The organism is Methylosinus sp. Sm6 (assembly GCF_019802345.1).
Classification (GTDB): domain Bacteria; phylum Pseudomonadota; class Alphaproteobacteria; order Rhizobiales; family Beijerinckiaceae; genus Methylosinus.
Window position 1 is genome coordinate 31,051 of sequence record NZ_JAINDZ010000039.1, and the last position, 12,626, is coordinate 43,676.

Consider the following 12,626-nt stretch of genomic DNA (forward strand, 5'->3'; position numbering starts at 1 on the left):
GGACGGCCGATGTGTCGAGAATTTCGATGACGCGCCGACTCTGCTCCCTCTCCCGCGCAGCGGGGGAGGGCCGGGGAGGGGGCCTCGAGCGAGCCTTCGGGCTCGCTTTTCCAACGCCGAGTCGGTAGAGCGCGTTCCGCTCGAGCGCGCTCGTTCGAGCGATCGGAATTCGCTTCGGACGAAAGAGGGCGAGCGCATGAAATTCTCGATCGTCACCATCTCGTATAATCAGGGAGCCTTCCTCGAGCGCGCCATTCTCTCCGTGCTCGAGCAAGAGGGAGTCGAGGTCGAGTATATCGTGGTCGACCCGGGCTCGACCGACGGCAGCCGTGACATCATCGCTCGTCACCAGAACCGGATTTCGCGCGTGATCCTCGAGCCGGATCGCGGGCCGGCGGACGGGCTGAACAAAGGGTTCGCCACTGCGACGGGAGAGATTTACGGCTATTTGAATTCCGACGATGTGTTCGAGCCCGGCGCGTTGAGACGAGTCGCGGATCACTTCGAGCGCCACGCCGAGGTGGATGTCGTCTGCGGTCACTGCTGGGTGACCGACGGGCGCGACAATCGGCTGCGTAGAGGCTGGTCCGAACCCTTCACGCGATTGTCCTCTGCCTATGGCGCCGCTATTCAGATTCAACCTTCGACGTTTTTTCGCCGCGACGTCTTTCTGAAGACAGGAGGGTTCAATGTCGCGAACAGACGGTCCTGGGATGGCGAGCTGATGGCCGATCTGTTCCTCTGCGGCGCCAGGATCGAAGTGATCGACGCTTGCTTGAGCTCCTATCGCCTGCACGAAGTGAGCATCACCAATAGCGGCGCGATGTCCGATCAAATGGCGTTGTTTGCGCGCAAGCGTTTCGAGAAGCTCATGGGTCGCGACTGGCGTCCCTATGATGTGGCGATCGCGATCCTGCTGCGGCTCTGGAAGCATTTGCGCAATCCGCGCGGTTTTGTCGAGCGCCTCGCGAAAGGGCCGATCTATCTTCGCGGAGAAAAATGAGAGAGCTCGCTTCATGAATCCGCTCGACGCCGCCAAATACAAGCCGTGCGAAGGAGGGCCCAGCTTCGGTCTGGCCAATCGTATGTTTCGCGCAGTCTGGACTCTCACCTGGCTATCGACGGCCGCTTGGACGCCGCCTTTTATGAACCGCTGGCGCTGCTTTCTCTTGAGGCTTTTCGGCGCGCAGCTCGCGGCGAGCTCGGCTGTGCGAGGGAGCGTCAAAATATGGTATCCGCCGAATCTGATCATGGGCGAGAACGCTTCGCTCGGCCCCCGCGTCATATGCTACAATATGGCGAGCATTCGTGTGGAGAAGGGCGCGATCATATCGCAGGGGGCGCATCTTTGCGCCGGCACGCACGACCTCGACGATCCGAATTTTCAGCTCGTTGCAAAGCCGATCGTCATCGGCCCCTACGCATGGATCGCAGCGGAGGCCTTTGTCGGACCCGGCGTCGCGATCGGAGAGGGCGCTGTTCTCGGCGCCAGGGCGGTCGCGATGCGGAACTTGGAACGCTGGAAAGTCTATGCAGGAAATCCGGCTCGAGAAAAGAGAGCTCGGACTCCTCGTTGCCGCGTCTGATGTTGTGAGCAAGGGCCGGGCTGACGCAGGGCGGGCGCTGACGCCGGCTCGCGTCGAAAGGGGTTTCGACCGCTGGAGCGAGGAATGAGCGCAAGCCGGTTTGAAAAAAAGTTGTCCTTCGAAAGAGCGCGATCGATGCGTGTCGAGAAGAGATCGAATTCGCAACGGCGGGGACTTGGTCCGGCGGAGAGGGGCAGATACGTGCTCGGTCTGCTGTCGCTCTATATCAAGGGATACGGAGCGCGAAATTCGTTCGGCCAGCTAGGCAATGAAATCGATCTCATGACCGCCGCCATGAGCAGGTTCTCGACCAAACGCATAGACGAATCCAGGATATTGGAGCTCGGCTTCGGGCAGCGGCCGTTCAGGCTGTTCGCGTTGCAATCGCTGGGGTATGATGCGAGTGGAATAGATCTGGATGCGCCGATGTACAGGCCTATCATTCGGCAGGCGCAACAGATTTTTACAAAGAACGGTATCTACAGATGCGCAAAGACGGTTTTCAGATATATCGCGTTCGATCATCATCAATATAGATGGTTGGACCTGTTTCTGCGGTCTCGCGGCGCCACGCTCCGCCCTTCGCTCTCGCGCCTCCTCGTCGGCGATCTGGCGGATGATGAGGTTTGGCAAAGAGCGGGCGGAGTCTTCGATCTCCTCTATTCATTCGACGTCATGGAGCATATTCCGAGAAATGATCTCGATAGAGTGTTGTCTCATATGTTTAACCATATGAACCTCGACTCGGTTGCCTTTGTCGCGCCGGTGATATTCACCGGCATAACCGGAGGCCATGAGCTGGGCTGGTATCCACATCAGGTCGACCAGGGATATATAGAGCGAGGGCCGGCTTGGGGCCATTTGACGGGGGAATCGAAAGGCGCGGATACGTTTTTGAACGAGATGACGGCCGCTGATTTCAGGGCGGCGTTTTCGAAATATTTCGATATCGTCGAAGAGCATTGCCTATATGGTCGACTGGGCGCGCAATATCTCACCGGCGACCGCCGCGCCGCGATACCGTCGCAATTTGATGACGACGAGCTGTTTTCCAACAGAATTGTTTTCGTCTTGAAGAAGAAGCCACTCGAGCGTTCCGACATGTGAGCTTGCTTCGGCGCACTGTATTCGAGACGGCAATTCGAAAGCGCACCTTTTCGCGCGTCGCCGGCGGCGGCATGTCGGAAGCTTCCTGAGGGACACCGATGTTGAAAATGGCTGCTGCAGCGACTTCAGCCGAACCTGATCGAGGCCGCAATGTACGGACGGAACAAGTTTTTTGACTATCTCGTTTATAGAATCATAATGCGCAATCCAAAGCTCAGAGGATGGATTCAGAAACTCGTGTATCCGGTCGGCGAAAAAAATGTGTCGCTGCTCGGTCAGGCATTCAAAATCGACTGTCAGTCCGAGGTCGGGTATTACAGGGCGTCTATTGCCAACAACTCGAATATTTTTTTCAGAGACGAGGTTCCACAATTCATTTCGTTTGTTGCGGCGCTCTCTCCGGGAATGATATTCGTCGATGCCGGCACCAATATCGGAACCTGGACCAAGCAGATTGCGAGCCTTGGACAGATCGTCGATGGTCTGAAGGTCGTGGCGTTCGAGCCGCATCCGCGGACCTTCCAAAGGCTGAGAGAAAATTGCTCGGAATTGAACAATGTCCAGCTACACAACCTCGCGCTGTCGGATCGCAACGGTACGCTCGATTTTTTTGAATCGACCACGTCCGGGGTGTTCGGTGTCACGAAGAGCAATTTCAATGACGCCGATGAGAGCAAGCGCCTTCGGATTGCGGCCGTCACCTTGGACGATTGCCTCGGCGACGTCGGCAATATCGCTTTGAAGATCGACGTCGAGGGCCACGAGCTGGAGGTTTTGCGCGGGGCGAACGGCCTGCTCGCGCGCGGCGCGCTGCGGGTGGTTTTCTCGGATGGAATTGCAAACGAGTCCTATCGCGAGTTTCGAGGAATTCTCGTCGGCGCCGGCTTCAAAATATATAATGCGCGCACCCGCGGGCCGGAATCGGCAGACGAATCCTACCATGCCATAATTGCTGTTCGAAACGCGGATGGCGTGATTTCCCGTTGATTGCTGCGCTTCGAGGCAAGCTCGAGCCCCTCATCCTTCGAGGCGACACGCTCTCAAATCCCCTCGACGCGATCCGAGAGCACAGCGCTGCCGTGGCCCTGCGTCAGACGCTCTTCGTAGATTTTGGCGTCGACCAGGAAGCGGAACCAAAATGCCTGCAGGACATGAAATATGAGGCCTTCGGCTCCGTCGAGAAAGCCGCCCCTCATGACATATCTATAGAAGAAATATCCAAAGGCGCGGAAAAACAACGGCAAAGCATAATAGGTCAATTTTGCGTAGCGTTTTCTCTCGATGACCGTGCCGATAAGCGATGGCGCAACGACGTCCTGGTCCAAGCGTCCCCCTCGCAAAAGTTCGTTCAATTCGAGGTCCGACCATCTGTTGTGACGTATCGTCCATTCGGATAGGGGTTGGTCCTGATGGTCGAGCACATAGCAATTGATTCGTCCGATTTTGCCGGGGCTGATGAAGTGCTGATCGTACAGCCTGTTTTCGCATCTGGCTTTGCCGTTCGCGAACAGACGTAAATGCCAGGTCTTGTTCAGGACGCCGAACCTGAGCGTGCGTCCCATGAAGACCATCTTTCGTCCGATGATAAATCCGTCATATGGGCAACTCGACAAATCGATCGTGTTTATGGCGCGCGCCAGCTCCGCTTCGAGCTCTTCATCCGCATCCAAATGCAGCTGCCATGGATGCGCGAGCGGCAAATTGTCGATCGACCAATTGCGTTGGTCGGCATAGTTTTTGAAGGCGCGTTGAACGACATGGCAGCCGAGCGCGCGGCAGATGGCGACGGTGTCGTCATTGCTGTACGAATCGACGATGTGGATATCGTCCGATACGAGTTTCGCGGCTCGGATTGTTCTCGAAATCGATTTCGCCGAATTATAGGTCAGAACGATCACTGAAATCATGTGGCAATCCTTACCGAATCCTGCGCCGGAACGTGTTGTTCGTGCGCTCGCGCCACTTCAGAGACAGAGGCGTCGGCATTTCCGATCGAGCGGCGGATCTGCTCGAGCAAGTCGATCGCGTTCGCCTCGAGGTCAAAGCGCGCGAGAAAGCTCGCTCTCGCCTTCCGACCGATGGCCGCGCGATCTTCCGCCGATATCGCGCAAAGGCGGCGCAGGCCCTGGGCGATCGAATTCGCTTCATCGTCGACGACGATTCCGGCGCCGTCTGCTTCGATCTCGCGCCAGATGTTCACCTTGTTCGTGATCAGAACGGGCACGCACAGCGCCATCGCATCGGTGACCACAATGCCGAAATTCTCCTGGTGCGACGGGAGCACGAAGAAGTCCGCGGCGCGATAAGCGCCCCATTTGAGGTCCCCCGACAACATTCCGCTCCACAGCACGCGATCGCCGATCGCGAGGCGGTCCGCCCGCGCTTCGAGACTCGCCTGCAAGCCGACTTGATCCGGACCGGCGATCACGAGATCGAAATCGGGAAAATCTGCCGCGATCTGCGCAAAGGCGTCGAGCAGGAGGTCGACGCCCTTTTTTTTGTGAATTCGGCTGAGAAAAAGGATCAATCGGCGATTTTTCGTCGCCGGATAGCGTTCGAGGAAAGCGGCGCGTTGCGCGTCGCCGTCGCCGACGATGTCGCGCGATCCATAGCCGACGACGATCTCCTTCGCGCGATACGGAGCGAAAGAGGTTCGCGAGACGAGACGTTCTTCTTCTGACGTGAAAAACACGCCAGCGGCGTCACGCAGCACGCGATGCTCGAATAATCTCCAGAAGATCGACTTGAAGATGGTCTTCATCGGATAGGCGTGATTGAACCAGGGGTCGAGCGCGCCATGGGTGAAGACGAAATAGGGGACGTCGAGGCCCCGCAGCCCGCGCCAGCCGCCCAGTGAGGCATAGTTCCAAAGCCCATTGATGATCACGGCGTCGTATTCATGCACATGGGCCTTCAGCCAACTCGTGAGATGAGGAGAATAGCCGTAGCGAAGCCACGGAAGCGCTCGGCGCGCAAACGCATAGAGGCGTCCTTTGAAGCCGATGGGAAAAACGAGAACCGGACAATCGGCGATGTGCGGCGCATCGGCTGCGTCGAGCGAGAGGATGTGCCGCACGTGACCGTGTCGGGACCAGACTTCCGCGCTCGACGTCACACCGGCGATCGGACCTCCGTGGCGAGGATCGACGGAAGCAATGATGTGGAGAACTTTCAAGGCGCAATCCGATCGTTTTGGTGCAAGACGCTCGTCATTACGCTTTTTCCATCTGCGTTTGTCGCTGGCATGTCGAAGCCGACTCGAAGGAAGAGCGCAGGCTTGCGCCTTTGCTCCACGTCCTCATATGCCCGCCGGACCGCTGTTTCCTCGTTTCTGATCGCGCCGGCCATCCGCCGAGGCGCCGGTGTCAAATTCTGTCGAATGCGACGTCGAACAATATACTGTTGATCGAAAGTAATTCATGCACGATCGAGGCCGCACGATCCGCCCCAGGTCGCCCTCGGGTCCATGCGCGGCGTTTCGTCTCGGAATTTAGCCTCGCCCGAGTCGTTGGCAAGCGCGTATTCGAACGTATGAGCCGCAAGAGAAAGCTCTCGCAGATTTTGTCGAGCAGGAACGTCGCGCTCGCTTCGGCACCGTCGTCTGCGACAAAAGTTAGATTTCGGCGAGGTCAGTCTCCGCCGCTTCGGGCAGACGGGTTCAGCGCTCGGCCGATAGCTCCCTCCCTCTGGCGATGCTGGCCTCCGCGTCGCACTCCTTCGCCCGGTCCGCGTCGATGTCGGCCAAGCGCGGCGAGGGTCCTGGTCGCGCTCCAATGCATTGTCGACTCCGCGATGCGCGTCTCGCGATAGCGCGCGAGCAAGCGGAGTTTTCCGCCCGCTCGTGAAAGTCAGCCGCCGCTCACGCCGCTGTGCGGCGGCGCCGAGCAATCAAGCCTTTCTGACAAACTCGGACTTCAGATAGATCGCGCCGACGCCATCGATCTTGCAGGCGATATTATGGCCATCGACAGCATCGGCGACCAAGCGGATATTCTTGACCTTGGCGCCGCTCTTGACGGTCGATGACGATCCCTTGACCTTCAAATCCTTTATCAGCGTCACCGTGTCGCCATCCGCCAGCGGGTTGCCATTGGCGTCATGCACGACCTCGTCTTGCGCTGGACTTTCGGGCGCGGCTTCCGTTTCGCTCCATTCATGCGCGCATTCTGGACAGGTCCACAAGGCGCCGTCCTGATAGGCATATTCCGAACCGCATTTTGGGCACTTCATGCTATCCATTTCCTCTGTCGTAAGGGGCGATCGGTCCTTTCCTACCCTATTGCGGCGAAAACGGAACCTGAAGTCTCTCTCGACGAGGCGCCGGCATGGACCGGCGAAGAAGCCGCCATTTGAATCCCATCGGCCCCGAGAGTAAACCACTCCCCACCGGCCCCGGCGCGCCTCCCGCGCCGCGCCCACATCGGAGCCACCCTTGTCCCATTCCGTCACCGAGGCCATAGAGGCGATCGGGCGCGGCGAGATCGTCGTCGTCACCGATGACGACGACCGCGAGAACGAGGGCGACCTCATCGTCGCCGCCTCGCTCTGCACGCCCGAGAAAATGGCCTTCATCATCCGCCATTGCTGCGGCATCGTCTGCGCGCCCTTGACGCTCGAGGAGGCGCGGCGGCTGCATCTCGCGCCCATGGTCGCCGCCAATGACGCGCCGCTCGGCACCGCCTTCACCGTCTCTGTCGACGTCCGCCACGGGCTCACCACCGGGATATCGGCCGAGCAGCGCTGCAACACGGTCCGGGCGCTCGCCAATGGCAATATGGGCCCGCACGACTTCGTGCGGCCCGGCCATGTGTTCCCGCTCATCGCCAAGGAGGGCGGGGTGCTGATGCGCTCCGGCCATACGGAGGCCGCCGTCGACCTCTGCCGCCTCGCCGGGCTGCCGCCGGTCGGCGTCATCTGCGAGCTGGCCAATGACGACGGCACGGTGATGGCCGGCAAGCAGATCGTCGAATTCGCCGCCGCCCATGGCCTGAAGCTGGTCTCGACCGCTGACCTGATCGCGTTTCGCCAGGCGCGCGAAAAGCTGGTCGAGCGGGTGGCGACCTTTCCGGTCAAGACTTTCGCCGGCGAGGCGACCTGCCACGCTTATGTCAGCGCTTTCGATCCAGTCCAGCATTTCGCCTTCGTCGTCGGCCAGATCGGCGACGGCAAGGGCGTGCCGGCGCGGCTGCATCGCGCCGATATTCTCGCCGATGTGTTCGGCGGCGCCGACGCCATCCGCCGCACGCTGGAGCGGTTCGCGGCGGAAGGGCGCGGCGTGCTGGTCTATCTGCGCGACGGCGCGGCCGGCGTGCCGGTCAATCCGGCCGGCTCCGACAAGAGCTCGGAGGAGGCGCGCACGGCGCAATGGCTGGACGTCGGCCTCGGCGCACAGATCTTGAAGGATCTCGGCGTCGGCTCGATCCGTCTGCGCACGTCGAAGCCCAAGCCGCGGACTTATGTCGGGCTGTCCGGCTTCGGCATAGAGATCGTGGCGGTGGAGCCGCTGGAGTAGGGGGGTCTTCGCTCTCGCAAGAAGGGGCGTATCCCTTCTCCCGCGATGGCGGGAGAAGGAAGAGCCTCATCATCGTGGGCCCCCGCCTCCACAACATATCGCGTCGCCATTGTTGATTTCCCCGCTATTTTGTGGCGCTCTCGGTCCATGAAATTCCAGCGGCTGCGACTCCTCGGCTTCAAGAGCTTCTGCGAATCGACCGATTTCCTGATCGAGCCGGGCCTCACCGGCGTCGTCGGGCCGAATGGCTGCGGCAAATCCAATCTCGTCGAGGCCCTGCGCTGGGTCATGGGCGAGAATTCCTACAAGAATATGCGCGGCTCGGGGATGGACGACGTCATCTTCTCGGGCGGCGGCTCGCGGGCGGCGCGCAATGTCGCCGAGGTCGGCCTCGTTCTCGACAATAGCGACCGCGCCGCGCCGGCCGCCTTCAACGACGCCGAGACGCTCGAGGTCACCCGCCGCATCGAGCGCGAATCGGGCTCCACCTATCGCGTCAACGGCCGTGAGGTGCGCGCCAAGGACGTGCAATTGCTGTTCGCCGACGCCTCCACCGGCGCCCGCTCGCCGGCGCTGGTGCGCCAGGGCCAGATCGGCGAGATCATCTCGGCCAAGCCGCAGGCGCGTCGCCGCATATTGGAGGAGGCGGCCGGCGTCGCCGGCCTGCATTCGCGCCGCCACGAGGCCGAGCTGCGCCTCACCGCCGCGTCGGAAAATCTCACCCGGCTCGAGGATGTGCTGAAGCAGGTCGACGGCCAGACCGACAGCCTGCGCCGCCAGGCGCGGCAGGCGCAGCGCTATCGCGCCGTCGCTGCGCAGATCCGCCAGAACGAGGCTCTCATCGCTTTCATCGCGCATCGCCAGGCCAGCGAGCAGCTGGCGGGCGCCGAGCGGCGGCTCGAAGAGGATGTGAAGCTCGTCGCCGAGCGCACATTGCAGCAGGCGGAGACGGCGCGCGCGCAGGCGATCGCCGCCCATGAGCTGCCGAAGCTGCGCGACAAGGAGGCCGAGGCCGGAGCCGCGCTGCATCGGCTGATCGTCGCGCGAGACGCGCTGGACGGCGAGGAGAAGCGCGCCAAGGAGCGCATCGCCGAGCTCTCCCGCCATGCCGAGCAATTCGCCCGCGACCTCGCGCGCGAGCGCTCGCTGATCGACGACGCCGCCGAAGTGGCGCAGCGGCTCGAGGACGAGCGCGGCGAACTGGCCGAGCAGGACGAGATCGGCGCGATGCAGGAGGAGGAGGCGCGCGCGCGCCTCGCCGAGCTCGAGGCGGCGCTGGCGCAGACGGAGGCCGAGCTCTCCGACGCGCAGCAATCGCTCGCCGGCGTCAACGCCAAGCGGGCCGCGCTGGAGGCCTCGCTGCGCGACGAGACCCAGCGCGTCGCCCGTTTCGAGGCGGAGCAGACCCGCGTCGAGACCGAATTCGCGCTGATCGCCGGGCAGGGCGGCGCGATCGAGGAGGTCGAGCGCCTCGCCGAAGGGCTCGAGATCGCGATGGACGCCGCCCATGACGCCGACGAGGCGGCGCGCCGGGCCGAGGAGGCGACCGCCGAGGCGCGTGCGGCGGAAGGCGCCTCGCGCGCGCCGCTCGCCGACGCCGAGAAGCGCGCCGGACGACTGGAGACCGAGTCGCGCACGCTGGAAAAGCTGCTCGAGGGCGGCGGCGGCGACCTCTGGGCGCCGGTGGTGGAGAGCGTCGAGGTCGAGAAGGGCTATGAGACGGCGCTGGGCGCCGCCCTCGGCGACGATCTCGACGCCTCGATCGAGACCTCCGCCCCCGCCCATTGGGCGCTCACCGCCGCCGCCGGCGATCCGGCGCTGCCGCCCGGCGTGCGCCCGCTCGCCGAAATGGTGCGTGCGCCGCCGGCGCTGGCCCGCCGTCTCGCGCAGATCGGCGTCGTGCTGCGCGGCGAGGGCGCCTCGCTGCGCGCGCTGCTGAAGCCCGGCCAGCGCCTCGTCTCCAAGGAGGGCGATCTCTGGCGCTGGGACGGCTTCACCCAGGCGGCCGAGGCGCCGACGCCGGCCGCCCGCCGCCTCGCGGAGAAGAACCGCCTCGCCGATCTGCGCAGAGAGGCCGCCGCCGCGCGGGCCGTCGCCGACGCTCTCGCCGAAGAGGCGGAGGCGACCCAAGAGCAGGTGCGCGCCGCGGCGCTGATGGAGAGCGAGGCGCGCGAGGCGCAGCGCCGCGCCCGCGCCGATGTCGAGGAGGCGCGCGAGCGCCATGTCGTGGCCGAGCGTCGCCTCGGCCAGATCGCCCAGCGCCTCTCGGCGCTGCAGGAGGCCAAGAGCCAGATCGTCGCCAATCGCGACGAAGCCGTGCAGAAGCGCGAGATGGCCTCGCGGGCGCTGGACGAGCTGGACGAGCCCGCTTCGCTCGCCGGCGCTCTGGAGCATGTGCGCGCCCGCGCCGCGGCCGAGCGCGCCCAGGCCGGCGAAGCCCGCGCCATGCTGACGTCGCTGCGCCATCAGGCCGAGACGCGCACTTCGCGCAAGGCGGCGATCATGCGCGAGAGCGCCTCCTGGATGGAGCGGCGCGACCGCTCCGGCGACCGCATCGCGGAGCTGGAGCAGCGGCTCGAGGATGCGCGCGAGGAGCAGCAGCGGCTCGCCGACGCGCCCGAGACTTTCGTGCTGCAGCGCCGCTCGCTGCTCTCCGGCATCGCCGAGGCCGAGGCCGCGCGCATCGCCGCGACCGAGGCGCGCGTCGCCGGCGAGGCGGCCCTGGCCGAGGCCGACCGCGCCGCCCGCGCCGCGCTCGAGGCGATGAGCGCCGCGCGCGAGGCCAAGGCGCGCAGCGAGGCCGAGCTCGACGCCGCCCGCCGCCGCGCCGCCGATGTCGAGCACACCATCGCCATGGAGCTGGAGAGCGCGCCGCAGGCGCTCGCCGAACTCGCCGGCGTCGCTCCCGACGCGCCTCTGCCGGCCATCCCCGAGGTGGAGAAGCGGCTCGAGGGGCTGAAGGCCGATCGCGAGCGGCTCGGCGCGGTGAATCTGCGCGCCGAGGACGAGCTCGCCGAGGTCGAGGCGCAGCGCGACAAGATGATGGCCGAGCGCGAGGACTTGGCCGAAGCCATCAAGAAATTGCGCGGCGCCATAGCCAGCCTCAACAAGGAAGGCCGCGAGCGCCTTCTCGCGGCCTTCGACAAGGTGAACGCGCATTTCAAGGAGCTGTTCGCAATTCTGTTCGGCGGCGGCACGGCGGAATTGCAGCTCGTCGAAAGCGACGATCCGCTGGAGGCCGGGCTCGACATTCTGGCGCGTCCGCCGGGCAAAAAGCCGCAGACGATGACGCTGCTCTCCGGCGGCGAGCAGGCGCTGACCGCGATGTCGCTGATCTTCGCGGTGTTCCTCACCAATCCCTCGCCGATCTGCGTGCTCGACGAGGTCGACGCGCCGCTCGACGATTACAATGTCGAGCGCTTCTGCGATCTCTTGGACGACATGCGCAAGAAGACCGACACGCGCTTCATCGCCATCACGCACAATCCGATCACCATGGCGCGCATGGATCGCCTGTTCGGCGTGACCCAGGCCGAGCGCGGCATTTCGCAGATCGTCTCGGTCGATCTCGAGCAGGCCGAGAAATTCGCGCAGGCGAGCTGAGGGCGTTTCCGGCCGATCGGCTCGGGAGCCCGGCCGTGTCGAGACAAACAATCCCCTCGCCCTGAGCCCGCGCAGCGAGCGTCTCGAAGGGGGCCGTTGCGCGCGCCGAACCATTCTTCGAGGCTTTTTGCATTCCACAGAAAGCTCCGATGAGAGGCGAGCGTCGCCCGCCTGCGGGCTCGCCGGATGGCGCGGGCGCGTTAATTCCTTTCGCGCAAGCGGTTGGAGCGAAAGCCGCAGCTCGGCCGCGTCGCTATTGAGGAACAGGGCCATGAGAGATTTCGTAAAGCCGACTTGCCTCGCTGTTCTCGCCGCCCTCTGCGCGCAGATCGGCGCCGATCCAGCCTTCGCCAGGACGCGCGCGCGCCGCTGCGTCTGCCCTGAGAAGACGGTGGAGAAAACGGAGACCGAGCGGCCCTGCGAGACCCGCACGGTCTATCGCCGCGTGGTGGAGCGCCGCACCGTTTACGTCGAGCCGGCGGCGGTCGTCGCAGCGCCCGTATATGTCGCCTATCCCGCTTATTCCTACGCCTATCCGGCCTATTCGGTCGGCTATTACGGCAGCTATGGCTATCCTTACGGCTATGCCTATGGAGGCTCGGGAATCATCGACGCCGGCTTCGGCGGTTATGCGATCGGCGCCGGCGGCTGGGGCTGGTGACGACGCCATTTCCGAATTTCGACGCGCCGTCCCTTTCTCCCGCAAGCGGGAGAAGGGACGCGGCGGCGCGGTCTCGCATCTATTTCGCGGCTGTCGGGGTTTTCCAGGGATCGGAGAAGCGCGGGGCGGTCGCGAGGCGCTCGTCGGTGAGGGTTTT

Annotated in this window: 10 protein-coding genes; 7 read left to right on the forward strand and 3 right to left on the reverse strand. The window is 63.6% G+C overall.

Annotation, left to right across the window (positions count from 1 at the left end; all coding sequences use genetic code 11):
• Positions 1 to 196: 196 nt before the first annotated feature.
• The 4 genes from K3F48_RS19865 (at position 197) to K3F48_RS19880 (ending at position 3,680) form a co-directional block, all read left to right on the forward strand.
• Positions 197 to 1,003 carry a glycosyltransferase family 2 protein gene (locus K3F48_RS19865; RefSeq protein ID WP_222577179.1) on the forward strand — a complete coding sequence of 269 codons (807 nt, stop codon included), beginning with the start codon at positions 197 to 199 and terminating at the stop codon, positions 1,001 to 1,003.
• A 13-nt stretch (positions 1,004 to 1,016) separates the two neighbouring features.
• Positions 1,017 to 1,586: a putative colanic acid biosynthesis acetyltransferase gene (locus K3F48_RS19870; RefSeq protein WP_222577180.1), complete on the forward strand. Its 570-nt coding sequence runs from the start codon at positions 1,017 to 1,019 to the stop codon at positions 1,584 to 1,586.
• Between the two features lie 135 nt (positions 1,587 to 1,721).
• Positions 1,722 to 2,693 carry a methyltransferase domain-containing protein gene (locus K3F48_RS19875; RefSeq protein ID WP_222577181.1) on the forward strand — a complete coding sequence of 324 codons (972 nt, stop codon included), beginning with the start codon at positions 1,722 to 1,724 and terminating at the stop codon, positions 2,691 to 2,693.
• Positions 2,694 to 2,891: 198 nt separating this feature from the next.
• A complete protein-coding gene (locus K3F48_RS19880; RefSeq protein WP_222577182.1) occupies positions 2,892 to 3,680 on the forward strand; it encodes an FkbM family methyltransferase in 789 nt (262 codons plus the stop codon).
• A 53-nt stretch (positions 3,681 to 3,733) separates the two neighbouring features.
• On the opposite strand, the gene K3F48_RS19885 is transcribed toward K3F48_RS19880, so the two are convergent.
• The 3 genes from K3F48_RS19885 to K3F48_RS19895 all read right to left on the reverse strand — a co-directional run bounded on the left by K3F48_RS19885 (position 3,734) and on the right by K3F48_RS19895 (position 6,932).
• Positions 3,734 to 4,600, reverse strand: coding sequence for a glycosyltransferase family 2 protein (locus tag K3F48_RS19885; RefSeq protein WP_222577183.1), 867 nt, complete (start codon positions 4,598 to 4,600; stop codon positions 3,734 to 3,736).
• Positions 4,597 to 5,868: a glycosyltransferase gene (locus K3F48_RS19890; protein WP_222577184.1), complete on the reverse strand. Its 1,272-nt coding sequence runs from the start codon at positions 5,866 to 5,868 to the stop codon at positions 4,597 to 4,599. Before K3F48_RS19890 ends, K3F48_RS19885 begins: the two co-directional genes overlap by 4 nt.
• A 713-nt stretch (positions 5,869 to 6,581) precedes the next feature.
• Complete coding sequence (locus tag K3F48_RS19895; protein ID WP_222577185.1) at positions 6,582 to 6,932, reverse strand: zinc ribbon domain-containing protein YjdM; 351 nt, start codon at positions 6,930 to 6,932, stop codon at positions 6,582 to 6,584.
• Positions 6,933 to 7,125: 193 nt separating this feature from the next.
• Between K3F48_RS19895 and ribB the strand changes: the two genes are divergently transcribed.
• The 3 genes from ribB to K3F48_RS19910 all read left to right on the forward strand — a co-directional run bounded on the left by ribB (position 7,126) and on the right by K3F48_RS19910 (position 12,469).
• Positions 7,126 to 8,205 carry a 3,4-dihydroxy-2-butanone-4-phosphate synthase gene (gene ribB, locus K3F48_RS19900; protein WP_222577186.1) on the forward strand — a complete coding sequence of 360 codons (1,080 nt, stop codon included), beginning with the start codon at positions 7,126 to 7,128 and terminating at the stop codon, positions 8,203 to 8,205.
• A 147-nt stretch (positions 8,206 to 8,352) separates the two neighbouring features.
• Positions 8,353 to 11,808: a chromosome segregation protein SMC gene (gene smc, locus K3F48_RS19905; RefSeq protein ID WP_222577187.1), complete on the forward strand. Its 3,456-nt coding sequence runs from the start codon at positions 8,353 to 8,355 to the stop codon at positions 11,806 to 11,808.
• 271 nt (positions 11,809 to 12,079) lie between these two features.
• Positions 12,080 to 12,469 (forward strand): hypothetical protein, encoded by a 390-nt coding sequence (locus K3F48_RS19910; RefSeq protein ID WP_222577188.1) that lies wholly within the window; start codon positions 12,080 to 12,082, stop codon positions 12,467 to 12,469.
• Positions 12,470 to 12,626 lie beyond the last annotated feature (157 nt).

Coding starts and splice junctions, on each gene's coding strand:
- smc (WP_222577187.1), top strand. CDS start 8,353: ATGAAATTCCAGCGGCTGCGACTCCTCGGCTTCAAGAGCTTCTGCGAA.
- K3F48_RS19895 (WP_222577185.1), bottom strand. CDS start 6,932: ATGGATAGCATGAAGTGCCCAAAATGCGGTTCGGAATATGCCTATCAG.
- K3F48_RS19910 (WP_222577188.1), top strand. CDS start 12,080: ATGAGAGATTTCGTAAAGCCGACTTGCCTCGCTGTTCTCGCCGCCCTC.
- K3F48_RS19875 (WP_222577181.1), top strand. CDS start 1,722: ATGCGTGTCGAGAAGAGATCGAATTCGCAACGGCGGGGACTTGGTCCG.
- K3F48_RS19865 (WP_222577179.1), top strand. CDS start 197: ATGAAATTCTCGATCGTCACCATCTCGTATAATCAGGGAGCCTTCCTC.
- K3F48_RS19870 (WP_222577180.1), top strand. CDS start 1,017: ATGAATCCGCTCGACGCCGCCAAATACAAGCCGTGCGAAGGAGGGCCC.
- K3F48_RS19885 (WP_222577183.1), bottom strand. CDS start 4,600: ATGATTTCAGTGATCGTTCTGACCTATAATTCGGCGAAATCGATTTCG.
- K3F48_RS19880 (WP_222577182.1), top strand. CDS start 2,892: ATGCGCAATCCAAAGCTCAGAGGATGGATTCAGAAACTCGTGTATCCG.